The organism is Pseudoalteromonas sp. SWYJ118 (assembly GCF_015864505.1).
In the GTDB taxonomy this organism is placed as follows: domain Bacteria; phylum Pseudomonadota; class Gammaproteobacteria; order Enterobacterales; family Alteromonadaceae; genus Pseudoalteromonas; species Pseudoalteromonas arctica.
Genome location: NZ_JADYXC010000017.1, coordinates 34,026 through 52,919 on the forward strand (window position 1 = coordinate 34,026; position 18,894 = coordinate 52,919).

Annotated in this window: 21 protein-coding genes; 13 read left to right on the plus strand and 8 right to left on the minus strand. The window is 38.9% G+C overall.

All coding sequences use genetic code 11. The features are described 5' to 3' along the window. Nucleotides 1–5: 5 nt before the first annotated feature. Nucleotides 6–1,778, minus strand: coding sequence for a bifunctional isocitrate dehydrogenase kinase/phosphatase (gene aceK / locus I6F48_RS15040; RefSeq protein ID WP_197119737.1), 1,773 nt, complete (start codon nt 1,776–1,778; stop codon nt 6–8). 428 nt (nt 1,779–2,206) lie between these two features. On the opposite strand from aceK, the gene I6F48_RS15045 reads away from it, so the two are divergent. From I6F48_RS15045 to I6F48_RS15070, 6 genes are all read left to right on the plus strand, one after another. After that, complete coding sequence (locus I6F48_RS15045; RefSeq protein WP_101216732.1) at nt 2,207–3,154, plus strand: LysR family transcriptional regulator; 948 nt, start codon at nt 2,207–2,209, stop codon at nt 3,152–3,154. Nucleotides 3,155–3,460: 306 nt separating this feature from the next. Continuing rightward, on the plus strand, nt 3,461–3,793 hold the full coding sequence (locus I6F48_RS15050) for a hypothetical protein (RefSeq protein WP_197119738.1): 333 nt from the start codon (nt 3,461–3,463) through the stop codon (nt 3,791–3,793). Between the two features lie 87 nt (nt 3,794–3,880). Continuing rightward, complete coding sequence (locus I6F48_RS15055; RefSeq protein ID WP_101163613.1) at nt 3,881–4,330, plus strand: hypothetical protein; 450 nt, start codon at nt 3,881–3,883, stop codon at nt 4,328–4,330. After that, nucleotides 4,314–4,763, plus strand: coding sequence for a GNAT family N-acetyltransferase (locus I6F48_RS15060; RefSeq protein WP_165727377.1), 450 nt, complete (start codon nt 4,314–4,316; stop codon nt 4,761–4,763). Before I6F48_RS15055 ends, I6F48_RS15060 begins: the two co-directional genes overlap by 17 nt. A gap of 29 nt (nt 4,764–4,792) precedes the next feature. Next, nucleotides 4,793–4,999 (plus strand): hypothetical protein, encoded by a 207-nt coding sequence (locus I6F48_RS15065; protein ID WP_008169332.1) that lies wholly within the window; start codon nt 4,793–4,795, stop codon nt 4,997–4,999. Between the two features lie 418 nt (nt 5,000–5,417). Continuing rightward, entirely contained in the window at nt 5,418–5,849 is a 432-nt protein-coding gene (locus I6F48_RS15070; protein WP_007582519.1) for a hypothetical protein, read from the plus strand. Between the two features lie 12 nt (nt 5,850–5,861). On the opposite strand, the gene icd is transcribed toward I6F48_RS15070, so the two are convergent. After that, complete coding sequence (gene icd / locus I6F48_RS15075; protein ID WP_197119739.1) at nt 5,862–7,115, minus strand: NADP-dependent isocitrate dehydrogenase; 1,254 nt, start codon at nt 7,113–7,115, stop codon at nt 5,862–5,864. 187 nt (nt 7,116–7,302) lie between these two features. Between icd and I6F48_RS15080 the strand changes: the two genes are divergently transcribed. Next, nucleotides 7,303–8,106 carry a M61 family metallopeptidase gene (locus tag I6F48_RS15080; RefSeq protein ID WP_165741763.1) on the plus strand — a complete coding sequence of 268 codons (804 nt, stop codon included), beginning with the start codon at nt 7,303–7,305 and terminating at the stop codon, nt 8,104–8,106. Here I6F48_RS15080 and I6F48_RS15085 read toward each other — a convergent pair. After that, complete coding sequence (locus I6F48_RS15085) at nt 8,103–8,654, minus strand: hypothetical protein (RefSeq protein ID WP_197119740.1); 552 nt, start codon at nt 8,652–8,654, stop codon at nt 8,103–8,105. The genes I6F48_RS15080 and I6F48_RS15085 overlap by 4 nt on opposite strands. Nucleotides 8,655–9,024: 370 nt before the next feature. Here I6F48_RS15085 and I6F48_RS15090 point away from each other — a divergent pair, with 370 nt between their 5' ends. Continuing rightward, entirely contained in the window at nt 9,025–9,192 is a 168-nt protein-coding gene (locus I6F48_RS15090; RefSeq protein ID WP_002961566.1) for a hypothetical protein, read from the plus strand. Nucleotides 9,193–9,331: 139 nt separating this feature from the next. Continuing rightward, entirely contained in the window at nt 9,332–10,174 is an 843-nt protein-coding gene (locus I6F48_RS15095; RefSeq protein ID WP_197119741.1) for a transporter substrate-binding domain-containing protein, read from the plus strand. A gap of 84 nt (nt 10,175–10,258) precedes the next feature. Here I6F48_RS15095 and I6F48_RS15100 read toward each other — a convergent pair whose 3' ends face one another. The 5 genes from I6F48_RS15100 to rnm form a co-directional block, all read right to left on the minus strand. Then, nucleotides 10,259–10,840, minus strand: a complete 582-nt coding sequence (locus tag I6F48_RS15100; RefSeq protein WP_165741701.1) for a YceI family protein — start codon at nt 10,838–10,840, stop codon at nt 10,259–10,261. A 1-nt stretch (nt 10,841) separates the two neighbouring features. Continuing rightward, complete coding sequence (locus tag I6F48_RS15105) at nt 10,842–11,393, minus strand: cytochrome b (RefSeq protein WP_002961572.1); 552 nt, start codon at nt 11,391–11,393, stop codon at nt 10,842–10,844. Nucleotides 11,394–11,538: 145 nt separating this feature from the next. Beyond that, nucleotides 11,539–12,375: a segregation and condensation protein A gene (locus tag I6F48_RS15110; protein ID WP_197119742.1), complete on the minus strand. Its 837-nt coding sequence runs from the start codon at nt 12,373–12,375 to the stop codon at nt 11,539–11,541. A 6-nt stretch (nt 12,376–12,381) separates the two neighbouring features. Continuing rightward, entirely contained in the window at nt 12,382–13,002 is a 621-nt protein-coding gene (locus I6F48_RS15115) for an L-threonylcarbamoyladenylate synthase (RefSeq protein ID WP_165727368.1), read from the minus strand. After that, nucleotides 12,999–13,850 (minus strand): RNase RNM, encoded by an 852-nt coding sequence (rnm, locus tag I6F48_RS15120; protein WP_165727367.1) that lies wholly within the window; start codon nt 13,848–13,850, stop codon nt 12,999–13,001. The genes I6F48_RS15115 and rnm overlap by 4 nt, the downstream gene beginning before the upstream one ends. 464 nt (nt 13,851–14,314) lie before the next feature. Here rnm and I6F48_RS15125 point away from each other — a divergent pair, with 464 nt between their 5' ends. From I6F48_RS15125 to trpCF, 4 genes are read left to right on the plus strand one after another with little or no spacing between them, the layout of a single operon-like run. After that, nucleotides 14,315–15,883, plus strand: coding sequence for an anthranilate synthase component 1 (locus tag I6F48_RS15125; RefSeq protein WP_165727366.1), 1,569 nt, complete (start codon nt 14,315–14,317; stop codon nt 15,881–15,883). A gap of 1 nt (nt 15,884) precedes the next feature. Continuing rightward, nucleotides 15,885–16,487, plus strand: a complete 603-nt coding sequence (locus tag I6F48_RS15130) for an aminodeoxychorismate/anthranilate synthase component II (protein ID WP_007582498.1) — start codon at nt 15,885–15,887, stop codon at nt 16,485–16,487. An 11-nt stretch (nt 16,488–16,498) separates the two neighbouring features. Further along, nucleotides 16,499–17,536 (plus strand): anthranilate phosphoribosyltransferase, encoded by a 1,038-nt coding sequence (trpD, locus tag I6F48_RS15135; protein ID WP_197119743.1) that lies wholly within the window; start codon nt 16,499–16,501, stop codon nt 17,534–17,536. Beyond that, nucleotides 17,529–18,893, plus strand: coding sequence for a bifunctional indole-3-glycerol-phosphate synthase TrpC/phosphoribosylanthranilate isomerase TrpF (gene trpCF / locus I6F48_RS15140; protein WP_197119744.1), 1,365 nt, complete (start codon nt 17,529–17,531; stop codon nt 18,891–18,893). The genes trpD and trpCF overlap by 8 nt, the downstream gene beginning before the upstream one ends. Nucleotide 18,894: the final 1 nt, after the last annotated feature.

The window sequence follows — 18,894 nt, forward strand, 5'->3', positions numbered from 1 at the left end:
CAACCTCAAAAGCGCCAACTTTGTTTATAAGGATACACATCGGGTAGATAGCCATTATGTATTTGTTGCTGGCAGCCTTGCCAAAATATCGCTAAAAACAAGTTACTGTGCTCGTTATTAAAATAGTTAAACGCAAGCTCATTGGCACTAAAAAACACCTTAAATTGGCTCGGAAATATATCGTTTTCGGCTATATCAAAATACGAGTGACTGCTTAGCTCTTCAAGTGCATTTTGGGTTTGTGGCACTTCTCTAAAGTTACAATCGGTCAGTGGGCAAATTTCGTCAAAGTCGTAAAATACCACTCGCCCCCATCGCGTTACGCCAAAATTTTTCATTAGCATGTCGCCCGGAAATATATTAGCGCCGGCTAACTCTTTAATTGCTTTACCGTAATCATGCATCACTCTTTCTAAGGTTTTGTTATCGCATTGGTTAATATACAAATTAAGTGGGGTCATTTTACGCTCAACGTAAACGTGCTTTAAAATAAGTGCCTTGCCCGATATAACCATACTGCTACCAATTTGGCTTTTCATCTGCTCAAGCAGCTCGTCGCTAAAACGGCTTAAATCAAACGCTAAATATCTAAATTCGTGTGTGTCTACCAAACGACCAACCCTATCGGCTTGTTTTACAAAGTTATACTTTTCTTTCACTTGTGCTTTGGTGGCTGTTTTTGGCGCACTAAATTTGTCTTTAATTACTTTATAAACGTAATCTAGCCCTTCAATAGTAAATACCAGCATTACCATACCTGGCGTCCCTGGTGCTGTAACATACTTAAAGTTGGCTGGACTATTTTTAGTCGTATCAACCTTGTGTCGATAAAACTCAGTTTTGGCGTGCTTTATAAAACCAATGGCGTTAAATAACTCAAAGCGTTGTTTATGTGGCATTAACACACTTAAGTAATCTACATAACGAGCGGGCTTATCGGTATCAACCATAAAATAGGTGCGTGCAAAACCAAATAATAAACTTAATTGATCGGCGCCCATCATTACAGCATCAAGCTTTAGTCCCTCATCGGTATTTAAAATAGCGATAGCAAAAGGCATATTGTCGCCATTTTTAGCAATGCAGCGCCCAATTAAATAACAGGCTTTGTTTCTAAAAAATAATGAGTTGGCGTATTCAATATACCCATCGTTTAAATTTATAAGTTCGTACACCTGTTTGCATTGCTGCTTAGAGCCTTGCATTAACGTACTTTGTAATGTGGCTACATCGCGTTCTAAATGACTAAACGACACTCTAAATACTTGATTAGTGATAAGCGTTTTAACGGCGTTATTAAACCCATTATGTAGCGATACCCTGCTCACTAAGCTTTCATAAGAGCGTGGCTCACTACGATACTTTGCTTTTAATACAAACAAATGCACAGTACGAATTTTTTTATCGTCCCAAATTGCGCCAAACGTTGAGTTAAAAAAGGTATGCGCAATAGGTTTATTTTCGTGATTTTCTACCATATCGCCATAAATATTTTTAGCTAACTGCCACGTTTGCGGGCAAGTAAGTTCAGCATAAGCAATAACTCTGACGGCTTCACTCACGTTTTTAACTTCGCGCTCATACACCTGTAAACGTTCACGCATAGCACTTTGTACACTGTGATACTGTCGTTGCTCAAACCGGCTTTGTGCACCCAGTGTAATATTTAAAAATTGCGAAAACATCGCCTCAAATCCAGCAAAAACAGATCGTGCAAGCTTACTGGCTACAACGTGTTGTAGCGCATTATTAGATTGATTTGTTAGCTTATTTTGCATAAATACAGCACTTATATTGATGCCAGTTATGGCGGTTATTTTTTATTAATGGTTTACACCTTAGCAAGCAGGCTTTAATTTAGATAATTAATAAAGCATATAAATAGAATTTATTGGGCGTATTGACCTTTCGAGGTTAATTTTGCAGCCGTGTATTTGGTTTTTAAGCAAGGCAAAGTACATGTAGTGTTGTGACTCCCCATAAATGTACTTTAACGCTATATAAAGGCCAAATACACACTGCCCATAGGGTTCTTTCTAGGGACAATTAACTCTTTGTTGCCTACATGGATGTAGGTAAGGGGCGTGAGCAGGACGCGGAAGCTTTGCTCGATTTTTACTTAGCCCACTAGGTGGCAAACCTCGCGCCGCGATTAAATCGCCCCTAGATTGAACAAATTTCAACCCTGAAAGGCCAACACGCCCATATGAATATAAGAAATGTCGATCTTAACCTTCTCGTTTATTTAAATGTGTTAATAGATGAAAAAAGTGTGTCAAAAGCTGCAAATAAACTTGCTCTTACGCAACCGGCTATGAGTAATGCGCTAAAACGTTTGCGCGATTTATTTGACGACCCGCTACTTGTGCGTGCCGCAGGCTCTATGACGCCAACGGCAAAGGCACTTGCATTAAAGCCTGAAGTTGAGGCCCTATTAAAAATGGCTGAAGCTATTACGCAGCCTAGTGAGCAGTTTAACCCTACAACCGCTGAAGTTACCTTTAGAATAATGGCAAACGACTATATAGAGTCGACCTTAATAGCCCCTTTTATAACGGCGCAGCTTAGTAAAAACCCCGGTATTAATTTTGATGTATTGAGCCCAAGCGACGTAAACCTACAAGACATGGAAAAAGGCACTATAGATTTAGCTATAAACCGCTTTAACGGTCTCCCTCGCTCGTTTCATCAGGCCAGTGTTTGGCGCGATAACTACTGTTGTTTAACGCATCCTAAAAATACATTTTTACAACATTCAGGGTTAGACGACTACTTACAAAAAGAACATATTTGGGTAAACCGTGCAGGCTGGGGACCAGAGGCCGCTGTTACTAATAAATCAGGTAAGCAAAAATTAGGCTGGGTAGACGAAGCGCTTTGGCAACTAGAGCAAACCCGTAAAATACGTGTTTTTACTCGCCACTACATGGTCGCAAGCCTGCTTTGCCAATCAGAGCAACTTATTGCCACCCTACCGCGCAGGCAAGCTAAGTTATTAACTTCTCATACTGATTTAGTAATCAGCCCTGTGCCATTTCAAATAGTGCCTATTGAGGTAAAAATGATATGGAGCCCGCTACTACACCACGCGCCTGCACACCAATGGTTAAGGCGTGAATTATTAGCGTTTGCTAAAACGATTGCAGATAGGTAATTAAGAGCAAACCTTTGATTAGTACTCAAGAGCCTAATGAGAGTGCCTGTGCTATGTACTGAATCATCTTATTTTGAGCTAATAGCTTGGTTAGCATTTTAAATACATTGAGTTAAAAACTACCTAATGAAAAAGCTAGAACTCAAATACAATGTTCGCTGAAGAATTGAATCAAAATAGGTACTGCGTTATTCTTAATTAGTAATATAAAGTCAATAACTTTAGATACTCGTTATCAATAACCTAAGACATATTAAAAAATGGAATTTTATGTACCAATACCTATATTTGAAGTGTTCACTTATAATGAGCAAGGTCACCAAAATTAGCTTTCTTCCTTTCTCTAAAGTTGAAACTGATAATTTAAAAACCCTCTTATTTACTGCACGACTTTTTGTTTATATAGCTCTTGCATACTTTTTGAATGGGTTAGGTACTTTTTTATATGATGTTCATGAAGTTGTTATTTTATACAACTTTGAACAAACTTGGAGCGTAATATTTACAAATATTCATCAGACTCTACTGTTGAAAAAATTATTATGGGAGATGTTATTTAGCGCTGCTATATTAGCGACTGGAGGTATATTGGCTGCAATAGTTTCATTCGAGTTTAAATATGAAAGTAAAAGTGACTAACCTCAAGTCTTTGCTACATTAAAATAAACTTAATCGGATTATAAAAATACCATTAAATAACAACAATTTAAAAACCTTGCTGTGTAAGTGTTATTTAAGAGCCTTTTAAGGAAGATTATTATAAATATTGATTACTCTGCTTATTCACTTAGTGAATTAAACGAAGCAATTGAAAGTATTGACTCACATAAATATCCAGAGAACTACAAACGCCTTAAAGATGAATTAGCTAAACCAAGTCGTACTGAGCCAAAAGCTGCGCAACAAATAGTAATAGCTAAAAAGAACACTAAGAAAACAAGTAAAGCGCTCCTGTGTATTGTTCTAGGTTTGTTTATTCTTTTGCGCAGCTATTTTAATTACGAAAGTGGTGTTATTTATAAGAGATACAATGAGCCGGCAGTGGCATCTTTAGAAAATAACCCGAAAAAGTTTTATTTATTTCTTTTTTTCACAATTAGTGCCGGAGGTTTTATTACGGCATATGGTATTCATGCTTTATTTTCTAAAAAAGAAGACAATGATAAACAAACTTAATAATAAGAATAACGATACTGCAAATAAAATTTTTGCTGTCTTTCAAAAATCCTATGCTATTGAGGCTAAACTGATCGGCGCGCATAACTTCCCTCCTTTAACACGTAATACTGAAGATATTAAAAAATCAGAAACAACCTTTTATGGCTACAGCGAAAATGAATGTTTAGTAGCTGTTATTGAAGTAGATACAAACAACGAGTGTTTAGATATTTGTAGTTTAACCGTTGATCCTAGCTATTTTAAAAAAGGTATCGCAAGTAAGCTAATAAATTATGTTCTAGCAATCGGTGATTTATCTCATGCAAGAGTTGAGACTGCAGTTGCTAATACTCCTGCAATAAGTTTATATAAAAAGCATGGTTTCGTGGAATTCAAAAGATGGACTCCTTCACATGGTATTGAAAAACTGGCTATGTCGGTCGTAATTTAAATCAGTATTTCAAAATAGGTAATTTATAAATGGATAGTGCATCAATAATTGCGTGGAGTGTTTTGTTTGGCGGCATAGGTATTGGCTACCTTACTTACGGGCGAAGAAAAAAAGCCGTAGTGCCACTTTGTATTGGTTTGTCATTATTGGTTTTTCCGTACTTTATGACCAGTGTTAGCATGCTGTTGATTGTAGGCGCTATTTTAGTGGCTATTCCCTACTTTATTAAAATTTAACATTGTTATTGCTATTGTGACGGCTAAATAAAATACACGCGAAAAATAAAAAAGCGCCACGGTATTCAACTTTGGGAAAATACCGTGGCGCTTTTGGAAATCGTCGATATAGGAATCTACCTACAGCGTATTATTAGCAAGCTTAGTACCAACTTCATAAAATAATTAAAATTCAATAAAAACAATTAACTAAAATTCCTTCTTTATTCCTTAACTCCTCCCCTTGTTCCAGTTTTGTGCACACTTTCACCGCATTGCACCAAATTAATTAGTATTATTTAGATATGTTTTCTATTTTTTATTTAGTTTTAAAACTTACTATTGATAAAATCAATATCAGTTATTGAAAACAACAATTTTATTAATAATACACTTAGCGCTAGAGTGAAGTTAAGCCAACAAACTAAGAGTAATTATTATGACAACAACTTCTTTCACACGCCAAGACGGATTATTCATCGATGCTAACTTGCATCAGTTCATTGAAGAGCAGTTATGCACTAAGGCTAACACCACTGAAACTTACCAAGCGTTAGCTACTTTAGTTGACGAGTTTGGTTGTAAATGCCGTAAAACAAAGCATCAACCAGATGATGTATTAGAAGTTGATACATTATTAAATGCATACCAACTTAAAAATCATCCACTTTGCCATGTTGATGCACAAACTACGGAAGCCGTTTTAGACGAGTATTGCTGCCAGGTTCCTGCAATTATTGTTGTTGCGTTAATGGATACGCTTAGTGGTACACAGTGCGATGAACCCCAAGCACACGAGATTTACCATCGTGCAGCGCAGTTAACCAACCGCCCTTGTATGCACAGAGTAAAAACTGCCTCAGCAGCTTAATAATGGATGTATTTAAAAGTGCTCGATAACCTTCTTTGCAAAGCCAGTACAAGTTAAGGTTGTTGAGTTATCGCTCTGCTCTTGCGCTAAATCAAAGGTTACTTCACCGCTTTTAAATGTTTGCTCTAACGCATTTTCTATGAGTAATGCGGCTTCGTCCCACCCCATAAATTTAAGCATTAATACCGCACTTAAAATACTACTGCTGGGGTTTGCTTTATTTTGCCCTGCTATACGTTCAAACGTGCCGTGTGTAGGCTCAAAAAATGCGACATCGTTATTTAAATTTGCAGCAGGCATTATGCCAACACCACCAACTTGTGCACTGAGCATATCCGCTAAAAAGTCACCATTTTGATTAGTCGTCACCACTACATCAAATTGCTCTGGATGCATTAAACATTGTTGCAGCATGTTGTCAGCTATGACTTCTTTAATAATTAAGGGCGATTGGTGTGCTCGCTCTATTTGCAACCAACGCCCATTTTCATGTGCAGTGGCATTAAACTCGTTTTGTGCAAGTGCAAACCCCCAACGCTTAAATGCCCCATCGGTAAATTTAAGTACATTACCTTTGTGTACTAGCGTTAATGATTCACTATCGTTTTTAAGTGCATAGTTAATTGCAAAACACATTAGTCGCTCAGAGCCTTCTTTAGATATATTTTTAATACCAATTCCGCACTCTTGTGAAAACCTTAGGCGGGTTACGCCCATTTCCTCACATAAAAAATCGAGCATTTTTTCGCTTTCTACACTGCCTGCTTGCCACTCAATACCTGAGTACACGTCTTCGCTGCTATCACGAAGCACTGTTATGTTTGTTAAAAAAGGTTTTTTTAAAGGAGAAGGGAGCGCACTAAAGCCTTTTATAGTGCGCATATTTACAAACAAATCCATTTCTTGCCTGAGTGCAACATTAAGAGATCGAAAGCCACCACCCAGCGGTGTGGTTAACGGCCCTTTTATGGCAATTTTACAGGCACGTACCGCGTTAATTGTTTCTTGTGGAAACCAATCACCGTCATACAGCTTTGCGGCCTGCTCGCCATTATAAACCTGCATCCAATGAATTTTCCGTGCGCTTTTATAACAATGTTCAATTGCACTATCAACAACATGGCGCATTACCGGCATAACATCTAGCCCCACGCCATCGCCATCAATAAAAGCAATGATAGGTTCTAACGGTATTTGCCAGTGTCCTTGTGCATCAATAGTGATATTTTGGCCGTGCTCAGGAACTTGAATATGCTGATACGTCATGGCTAAACCTAACTTAAAATAACGATTAATTGATTAAACCATGCTTAGCTAGGAGTGTCTGTATTTGTACTTTTATAGTTACTATCATTTTAAAAAATAAAGAATTAGGCGTGATTATTTATCCATTTAGTTGGTCTTGTATATTAGAATTTTCGTACCAGTTATTAAATTACAGTGGAGCATTTTAATGAAATTCTTTTTTGTACTGCTACTATTAATCAGCTCTTTTAACGCATTAGCCGTTGAAGTAGTCATACATAACCTTAGCTCGCTCTCAAGTAATGCTCAAAATACGGTGTCTACATGGGTTAATCAAAGTGCTGAAAAAACACAAAATACACTGGGACCTTTAAAACAAACCACATTGCCTATTTATTTAAAACCGCAATACTTTGCTTTTGAGCCTGTACCTTGGGCTACAGTTAAGCGCAATAACCCCGATGGGCTTGAACTACATATAGATCGCTATGCCAGTTTAAATGCATTCACTAAAGATTGGACGCTATACCATGAACTTTCGCATTTATATTTGCCGCTACTTCCCTACTCCGGTTTTTGGCTAAGCGAGGGTTTTGCTAGTTACATGCAAAACGTAATAATGCGTGACAGCGGTATAATTACCCAGCCGCAATTTGTACAACGTTTAAATGCAGGATTTGATCGTGCCCGCCTGCAAACTAAAACTAAAACACAGCCACTTAATAAGCTCTCTGCTGATATGTGGAAACAACAAGCCCAGCAACGTGTTTATTGGACAGGTGCGGCTTTTTTTGCACAGGCCGATTTGGAGCTACAAAAACAAGGTTTATCTGTCGCGGGTATAATAAAACAGTATCAAGTATGCTGTAGACCCGCTCGATCTAGTGCGAAAACCTTTATAAAAGAGTTAGATAAGCTATCCGGTAGTAGCGTTTTTACAACGCTGTATGCAAAATATAATACCCGCACCGATTTTCCTGATATTAGTAAAGAGCAGCTAAACACGCTTTAACGGCTGCTCAGTTTTATATAGTTACTATATTCAACAAGCCCTTGCGCATTAAAATTGGTTGAGTACTCGTTCATAAAACCATGCAAAAAATTGGTTTTATAGCACTTAACATCCGCTTTGGTGCTTAAAGCTTTAATAACTTCATCAACATTAAAGTGACTCTCACTTGCTGGAAATATGAACTCACAGGGTACTTTTGCACTTAAATTTAAGTTATGTCTAATTTGCGACGGATAAAAGCCAATTAACTTTTTAAGGTGTGTATTGCCTGTTAATAACTGTGCCCGCCATGCTGCACTTGCCCCTGCACTAAAAGCAATACACGTCGTTGGCAATTTTAAACTCTCAAAGCATTTTTGAAGTTTGTCGGTGTATTTATCATAGCCACACTGCTGTATAAAATTGTTGTAACTATCTTGTTCACTTTCAATGGCTTGATACTTGTTATTGTAAGGGGCAACAATAACTAAATTTGAACTAATTGCCTGTGATAACCTCCTTAAAGCAGGGGTTAAACCATAAATATCACTCACTATTAGGTAATTCATACTTATCCTTTGGTAACTAAAAACGGGCTTTGTAAGCAGTTGATAAGATTTATTATAAATATTTTTACAAAAATAGCTTGCACACAATTTATATATAAGTTACCTTCCCTCTCTGGTTTAAAGAAACCGCCGCGGTTAACCATTTACCCTGATCCAGTAAGCCCCGCAAAACGTATATTTGAAAGCTAAGTTATTGTACGGCGAGAACCCCTTGAATAATACCGAGATGATTTTTTACTATCATCGCAAAAGTGTCATAAAGATCGTCAACACTGTAATGAAGCTAAACACAACATCGTTAATTTATTAACTGCAATTTGCTATAAAAATATAGCGCAGAATAAATAACAAGAATAAAGTGAGTTTTATTATGTCTTATAAATATAATGGGTCTATGATCCAAATCGCACATCCAGTGCAATCAATTTCAGTAAACAAACATCGTGTAATCTTTAGTGATACACAAGGTTTAAAAAATGCATTGTTTCAAAAAGCGAGTGATGCACGCCAGTTTGTTAAGTGGCTAAAAGCTAACTAAGCAACACATAACTTTAATTGCCCTTTTATTATTGCAATTATTGATAAGATATTATGCCAGCCTCGTTGCTGGCATTTTACTTTTTAGCTCTTTATTGGTTACAATAGTTTTACAATAATAATTACTGGCAGCTGTTGTAATGCTCCGTATATTTTTAACTTTCTTACTTTTTTTCTGTCTGACCTCAATAGGCAATGCTAGAACCATAAACTGGCTAGCGCACGACTTTGCACCCTATTATATTTTAAATGGTCAATATCAACACCAAGGCCGTGACGAAAGCATAATTTATTTACTTGAAAAACAACTTCCTAATATTACCTTTAACCGCATGCTTATCCCCTCAGGTAAGGTAATCCAAGAGCTGTCTAATACTTCAAATAATGTTTGTGCGTTATCGCTTTATAAAAATGATTACAGAAAAGAGCATATTTATTTTACAGACGAAAGCTCAACAACGGGCCTCTCGCCTTCAATAGCAATGCACAAAAGGCTCGCCAAAGCGCTAAATATAGCGGAATCAAAAGAAGTATCACTATTAGATTTAATACAAGATAAAAAACTAACTCTTGGGATCTCTATGAGCCGCTCTTATGGCCAAGAGATAGATACATTGATAAACAGTACGCCTAATATAGATTTAGTAATTAGACCCACTCGCGATAGCCTAGCGAGCCTCACATATATGCTTAACCTAAAACGAATTGATATTTTGCTGGGTTACCCAAGCGAGCATTACTATTTAGCTAAATCAATGCACTTTGAAGAGAACTTAACGCAGCGTCCATTAACCGAATCACCTGCGTTAAGTTATGGTTTTATTGGCTGTACTAAAAACGAGCAAGGCGCAGAAAACATTGCTACTCTTAATAAGCAGCTTAAAGTTATTAAAAAAACGCAGGCTTATAATGATTTACTCATGCGCTGGTTGCCCGAGCATTTAAGGCCGCTATTACAGTCACGTATTAATAGCGCAAAATAAGCAAATTCGAAGTCGCTTAATTTGAGTTTCTGTTAAGCAAAAAAAACGCCACAGTAAGTGGCGTTTTTATATTTAATAATGCTATTACTGACGAACACCTTCTATTGATAAAATAATATCAACATGAGTAGATGCAGGTCCTAAGTTGTAATCAATACCGTAATCGGTAAGTTTAAGGCTGGTTTCGCCCTCAAAACCTACGCGGTAGCCGCCCCACGGATCTTTACCTTCGCCCACTTTATCTATTTCAAAGGTAATAGTGTTAGTTACGCCGTGCAGCGTAAACTCACCGGTTACATCAGCCTCTTCGCCGTCTTCATCAAATTTAATACTCGTGCTTTTAAATGTCGCTTTTGGGTATTTATCTACATTTAAAAAATCTTTACCATGTAAATGCTTATCGCGCTCTGCATGGTTAGAGTCAAGACTTGTGGTATCAATGTTTACCATAATTTTTGACGTATTAGGGTTTTTAGCATCGTAGCTAAATGTGCCGTCAAAAGTATTAAAACGACCATATAACCAGCTGTAACCTAAGTGTTTAATTTTAAAGTTAACAGATGCATGCCCGCCTTTTGTATCAATTACATAATCAGCTGCATTGGCGGCTGTTGCCGATAACATCATTGCAGCCGAAACGGCTGTGCTTACTAATAATTTTTTCATTTTAATCATCCTTTAATGGTTTGATCATTCTAATTAAGGTTTTATCTTTATCGATAAAGTGATGTTTTAACGCCCCTAGTGCATGCAATACTGCAAACCCGATTAATGTGCACGCGCCGTAATAATGTACTTTTCCTGCAATATCGGCTTGGTCATCAAAAGCAAAATCAAGCGCTGATACATTAAATAAAGTAAATACCTCTATTGGACGCCCGTCTGCGGTTGATATTAAATACCCTGCAACAACAATAACAGCCAAAATAATATACATAGCAATATGCGCCGTATGCGCCAATTGGTTCATGCCTTTACTTTCGCCTAATGGTTTTGGTTGTGTAGATAAAGCACGCCATAAAATTCTAAATAAAAATACGGCCACAAGCGTAATACCAATACTCTTATGTAAATCGAGCGAGCCTTTATACCAGCTATCGTAATAAGTAAGCTCAACCATATATAAACCTAAACCAAACAGGCCAAAAATAGTCAGCGCCATGAGCCAATGTAAAATAATGGCGACAAGTCCGTAAGATGAAGGTGTATTTTTAAACATGTGTAAGTTCCTATAATGCTATGACGTTACAATATAGTGCACAGCCGTAAATGAAAATAACATTTACAAACACTTTACGTGCGTATACGCACAGAACTTTATTATTTAAAGTCAGTTTTGCAAATAGATGATTAGACAGATAAGTTTATAGGGTGGATTGTTCGCTTAAGCTGACATAAATTAAGCTCTCAGGGCTTACTTGCAAACAAGTAACAAGTCCTTCTTTAATAAGCTCAAGCATAGCTATAAAACTAACCACTACACCACTTCGCCCTTCATTTGGGGTAAAAAGCGCATTAAATACCACTGCCGAGTTTGCTTGCGATAGTTGCTGTAATATTTGGCTCATTCTCTCACGGGTTGAGAGTACTTCAGCAGTAATTTGATGATGCTCAAACGTTTTTGCTCGCGCCATAACTTCACTCAACGCTAGCATTAAGTCTTTAAGTTCAATATCGGGGAGATTTTGACTTGTATCTTCACTTATTGGCATAGCGGCATGCGCTATAAAAATATCACGACCAACACGGGGAATATCGTCGAGGTTTTCGGCGGCTTGTTTAAACAGCTCATACTCTTGCAGGCGTTTAATAAGCTCAGCGCGAGGATCTTCTTCCTCTTCAAGCTCTTCGTGTACAGGTAATAATAAGCGCGACTTAATTTGCGCAAGTAACGCAGCCATTACTAAATATTCGCCAGCAAGTTCGAGTTGAAATTCTGTCATCATTTCTACATAACTTACGTACTGCTCTGTAATACTAAAAATAGAAAGTTCGAGTACATCAAGCTTATGCTTTTTAATTAAATAGAGCAGTAAATCGAGCGGGCCTTCAAAGGTTTCTAATATTATTTCGAGCGCGTCAGGTGGAATGTATAAATCTTCTGGTTTGTCTACAACCGCTTTACCATGCAAAAAAGCCAGTGGCAGCTTTTGCTGCACTGGCTTTTCACTATTTTTTGTATTCGCATTGCTTTCGCTCACTCGCTATTACTCAAACGGGCTTGTATCACCACAGCCAACACGCAAAATCTTGACTTCATCTTCCGACAAATCGATTACCGTGGTTGCTTGCTCGGCTAAGTGGCCACCGTGAATAATTAAATCAACGTGTTTATCTAATCGATCCAATATTTCATCAGGATCTGATTCTGTAAACTGCTCACCTGGTAAAATTAAAGAACACGACATTAACGGCTCACCAAGTTCGGCAAGTAACGCACAGGCTATTGGGTGTTCAATTACACGCATGCCAATGGTTTTTTTCTTGTCGTTTAATAAACGTTTAGGGACTTCTTTTGTGCCTTTAAAAATAAAGGTATAAGGCCCTGGCGTATTATTTTTAATGAGTCTAAATAGCTGGTTATCTACGCGTGCATAAGTAGATAACTCCGATAAATCACGGCAAACTAGCGTAAAATTATCGTTTTTTTCAATACCACGAATACGCTCTATGCGCTCTTTGGCTTGCTTATTACCAATGTTACAACCGATGGCGTAGCCCGAATCTGTTGGGTAAACAACAACGCCGCCTTGTTTAATAATATCAACGGCTTGACTAATTAGTCTCGGTTGCGGGTTATCAGGATGAATATGAAATAATTGACTCATGTTAATGCCCCTTCTCCTTCCCAAGCTTGCCAAACACCTTGGCAGTCTTTTGGTAGGTATAAATTTTTGCCAAGCTCTAAATAGCTTGTCGGAAAATGAAAATCAGACCCTTGCGAGCAAAGTAGTTCGTACTCACGGCTGAGTTCACCTAAAAATTGACGTTCGCTTGGCGCCTGTTGAGGTTGTGCAACTTCCATTGCGTCCCCTCCTACACTTTTAAATTCTACTAATAATTTGCGTAGCCACTTGTTTGACATTTGATAACTACTTGGATGCGCAAGTACAGCAACACCACCAGCGGCATGTATGGCCTCAATAGCGGTTTGCATGGTGCACCAGCAACTTGGTACGTAGCCTGTTTTGCCACGCCCTAAGTACTTTTTAAAAACACCCGGGAAATTTTTAGCAACACCGCGCTCAATAAGGGCGCGTGCAAAATGTGCACGCGTTATTTGCGCGTCTTTTGCCAGCTCTTTAGCTTGCTCGTAAATGCCATCAAAGCCATTTTTTGCAAGGCGAACACCAATCTCTAGTGCACGCTCTTCTCGCTTTTGCTGCTGAGCTGATAATAAAGAGGTAAGGTCAATATTATTAATATCAATATTTAAACCTACAATATGAATTTCGAAGCTTTCCCATTTAGTAGACACTTCGGTACCCGTTATTAATGAAAGCGGTAAGTTTTCGGTTTTAATAAATTGCTGCGCAGGCTTAATAGCCGCCACAGTGTCATGATCGGTAATAGCAAACACATCAATATTTTTATCAACAGCGCGATGCAATAATTCTTCAACCGTTAAACGCCCGTCTGAATGTGTGGTATGGCTATGTAAATCATATTTTATCAAAAGAAAACTGCTTAAAATTAAGGGTTACTAGTGTTTATGTAAGTATAACAACTTTTTTGACTAAATTGTTTTAAATAAACACTTGACACAAAAGCATAAGATACGTTTTACTGTAGCCACTTTCAGACACATTAAGAATTAACAATAATGATCAATTCAAACTTAAACACTATTTGGTGGTGGCACTCGTAATTATCGGGTGATGAATTGTCGTGTCTAACAAAAATTCAAAACCCGCAACTATGCGGGTTTTTTTATAACTAAATTTTACGAAACGTATACGTTAAAAATATTTAATAAATTTTGAGGCAGAAAAACATGAATAACGGTCTTACTCTTACACATCGTTGGTGGTGGCGCCTGATATAGCGGGACGGTAATGATCTGTTTGTAATTTAGATATCGTTATTCAAACCCCGCATTGCTAAAGCATTGCGGGGTTTAATTTTTTGAGGGAATGAGGTTTGATTTTTAGTCATATAACTACCACACCAGGCGAAGTAACAAGCATTACGCAAGTACGCGACTATATTAGTAGTCCACTTGCATTATACGCGGCACTTGATAAGCCTAACTCACTACTGCTTGAATCGGCTGAGATTGATTCTAAAGACAGTGTAAAAAGTTTAATTTTAGTCGACTGTGCCCTACGCATCGTATGCCAAGGTAAAACAGTTACTATTACTGCTCAATCTAATAATGGGCAACAACTACTTAGCTACTTGCAGGCAAATGTTAAAAGCTGTGATGCCACTTTAGACGGCGCAACGCTTACCCTGTGTTATTTAGACACAAGCGGCGATACTGACGAAGCAAGTAAACTAGTTGCAGATAATGCATTTAGCGCCCTTCGTACTTGTATTAACAGTATTAAAAGCACAACTAACAATCCATTTTCGTTGTTTTTAGGCGGTGTATTTGCCTACGATATGGTAGCAAACTTTGAGCAGTTAAGTGATGTACCAGATGGCGAAAATACCTGCCCAGATTACGTATTTTATTTAGCCGAAACCTTAGTTGTTATTGATCATCAAAAACAAACAACCGAACTCATTGGTAATGTATTTAACGGTCCAGACGTACATGCAAATTGCTTTGAAGTAGGCAAAGAGCTAGAGCGATTAAATACACTGTGCGATAACGCTTCAGAATTTAGTGCGGATATGCAAAGTGGCGAATGTGAGGTAAGCGTTGATATTGACGATGACACTTACTGCGAGCAAGTAGTTAAGCTTAAAAAGAATATTGTAGACGGTGATATTTTTCAGGTAGTGCCGTCGCGTACATTTTCACTACCTTGTCCTGATCCTCTGCACGCTTATAGCCAGCTTAAAAAGCAAAACCCAAGCCCGTATATGTTTTATATGCGCGATGAAGACTTTGCTTTATTTGGCGCATCGCCTGAATCAGCACTTAAATACACAGTGCAATCTCAGCAAGTTGAAGTATACCCGATTGCTGGCACCCGCCCACGTGGCAAATTTGCTAATGGGCAAATAAATCCAGACCTAGACAGCCGCATTGAGCTTGAACTTAGAAACGATCAAAAAGAGCGCGCCGAGCATTTAATGCTTGTCGATTTAGCCCGTAACGACGTAGCACGTATTAGTGTTGCAGGTACTCGTTTTGCCAAAGAGCTATTAAAAGTAGACCGCTATTCACAAGTAATGCATTTAGTGTCACGCGTTGTTGGCACACTAAAACCCGAGCTTGATGCACTGCATGCTTACCAAGCGTGTATGAACATGGGCACGCTTGTTGGTGCACCAAAGGTTCGTGCTGCTGAGCTTGTTCGTCAAACTGAAGGGAAGCGCCGTGGCAGTTATGGCGGCGCAGTAGGTTACTTAACCGGTGATGGCGCAATGGATAGCTGTATTGTTATTCGCTCAGCTTTTGTTAAAAATAATAAAGCGTATGTGCAAGCAGGTGCAGGTGTAGTGTTTGACTCAGATCCTATTTCAGAAGCAAACGAAACTCGCGCTAAAGCACAAGCGGTTATCACCGCCATAAAATCTACGTATAAGGCGGTATAAAATGAGTAAAGCGAATCCTATCAAAATCTATTTTTTAGATAACTTTGACTCATTTACATATAACCTTGTTGATGAGCTGACGATGCTTGGCTGCGAACTGGTTGTTTACAGAAACAACATTAGCGCTGAGGTTATTTTTAACAAAATGCGCCAAGAGCAAGGCCAAGTGCTATTAGTACTTTCGCCTGGTCCTGGAACACCAAGCGATGCAGGCTGTTTAATGGAGCTTATTGAACTCTCTAAAGGCCACTTCCCTATGCTGGGTATTTGTTTGGGTCAACAAGCGTTAACCCAAAGCTATGGCGGAGTAATCGGTCACGCGGGTGAAACCGTACATGGTAAGTCTTCAATTATTAATTTAGGCGAGCATCCTGTATTTGATGGTATGGGCAATACAATGCCTGTAGCACGTTACCATTCATTAATGGCAACAAAGGTGCCTGATAATATTGAGGTTATTGCCCAATACGAAGATATCCCTATGGCTATTTATCATCATGATGACAACGCATTGGGTTACCAGTTTCATCCAGAATCAATACTAACGCCAAACGGCGCAATGCTACTTCAGCAAAGTGTCGCTTACTTAACACGCGCTAAATAAAAGAGGACATTATGAGTACACAACCAGAACAACCCATAAATGTTCAACACGCGATTGAGCAACTAATTACTGGGCAATCATTAAGCTACGCAGACGCCAAAGCGCTGTTTGATGAAATAATGCAAGGTAATATGAGTGAAATTGAGCTAACCGCCCTACTTATAAGCCTTAAAATTAAAGGCGAAGTAAGCGACGAGATTGCAGGCGCTGCAGCCTCAATGCGCGAAAACGCCGTTGCTTTTACTACCAGCAGTACGCAACTTGCCGATAGCTGTGGCACTGGTGGCGATGGCTCAAACACAATTAATATAAGTACAACGGCTGCAATTGTTGCCGCTGCTGCCGGTATTAACATGGTAAAACATGGTAATCGCAGTGTATCGAGTAATTCAGGCTCAGCCGATTTACTCAAAGCCCTGGGCATTAATATAGATATGAGTCCAGAGCAAGCAGCAAAATGTCTTGAGCAAACCAATTTTACCTTTTTGTTTGCACCGCACTATCACAGTGGCGTACGCCATGCGATGGGCGTACGAACATCGCTTAAAACACGCACTATTTTCAATATTTTAGGTCCGCTTGCTAACCCTGCTGCACCTGAAGTGCAATTACTCGGCGTCTATAACGAAGCGTTGTGTATGCCAATGGCACAAACACTTAAAACCCTTGGCACAAAGCGCGCTATGATTGTTCACGGCTCGGGCACTGACGAAATAGCCCTACACGGCCCAACAACGGTAGTTGAGCTAAATAATGGCGAGATTACGCAGTACACACTAAACCCAAGCGACTTTGACCTTGCAAACTATTCACTTGAACAACTCGCTGGTGAAGGCCCACAATACAACGCAAATGCTAGCCTCGCCATCTTGCAAGGCAAAGGCACAGGTGCACACAATGCCGCCATTGTGGTTAACGTAGCTGCATTGTTATACCTAACAGGTAAAGCACAATCTTTAAAAGAAGGTGCGCAGCAAGTAAACACATTATTAAGTTCAGGCAAGGCCATGAACACATTAAATGCAATTATTGAGGTAAGTCATGGCTAACGTATTAGACAAAATTGTTGCTGATAAAGAATTAGAACTGATTGAGCGTAAAGCCGCGCGCCCGCTTGAAAGCTTTAAGCACCTTGCAGTGCCTACCAGCCGTAGCTTTTATAAAGCGCTTGCAGCGCCTGGCACACAGTTTATTTTAGAGTGTAAAAAAGCATCTCCTTCAAAAGGGTTAATTAGAGAGCCTTTTGATTTAACCGAAATCACCTCGGTTTATAAAAAATACGCCACCTGCATGAGCGTGTTAACTGATGCTAAATATTTTCAAGGCAGTTTTGATTACCTCGAATTTGTGCGCAGCCAAGTAGAGCAACCGCTTATCTGTAAAGATTTTTTTATAGATGAGTACCAAGTGTATATGGCGCGTATTTATGGCGGTGATGCTATATTACTGATGCTTTCGGTACTTGATGACGAAAGCTACAAAGCTCTACATGCGGTTGCCGATTCTCTGAATATGTCGGTATTAACCGAAGTAAGCAACGAAGAAGAAGTACACCGCGCACTTGCGCTTGATGCACAAATTATTGGTATTAATAACCGCGATTTACGCGATTTAAGCACCGACTTAGCCACTACTGAAAAACTACGAAAGCTTATTCCGGCTGATAAAGTGGTTATTTCGGAATCGGGTATTTACACCCATCAAGACGTAAAACGTTTAGCTCCTCTATGCGATGGCTTTTTAATTGGCAGCTCACTTATGGGCGAGCGTGATTTAGAGCAAGCATGTCGCCGTGTTATTTTAGGTGACAATAAAGTATGTGGTTTAACACGTAGCCAAGATGCACAAGCGGCATATCAAAACGGTGCTGTTTATGGTGGTTTAATTTTTCATCCTAAATCGCCTCGCTATGTCGATTTAGATTGTGCAAGAGAGCTGAGCCAAAGCGCACCACTTAACTTTGTTGGTGTATTTGTAGATGCCCCCATTGAGCAAGTTGCTCAATACGCAAGTGTGCTAAAATTAGCTGCAGTTCAATTACATGGCCAAGAAAGTGACGATTACATCGCCGCTTTGCGTACACAGTTACCAACCGGCTGCGAAATTTGGAAAGCCCAAGCAATAAAAGATGCATTGCCAACGCCTGTAAATGGGGTTGATCGACACCTTTACGATACGCACAGTGATACACAAGCTGGCGGTACTGGTAAAGCATTTGATTGGTCGGTGCTTAGCGGCGCAACTACACCATTTATGCTCGCTGGAGGCTTAAATCCAGACAATATTAAAGATGCGCTTTTTAAAGGTGCCTTAGGCCTTGATTTGAACTCAGGCGTTGAAGAATCTGCGGGTAAAAAGTGCCCTAACAAATTACATAATGCTTTTACAAGCATCAGAAATTATTGAG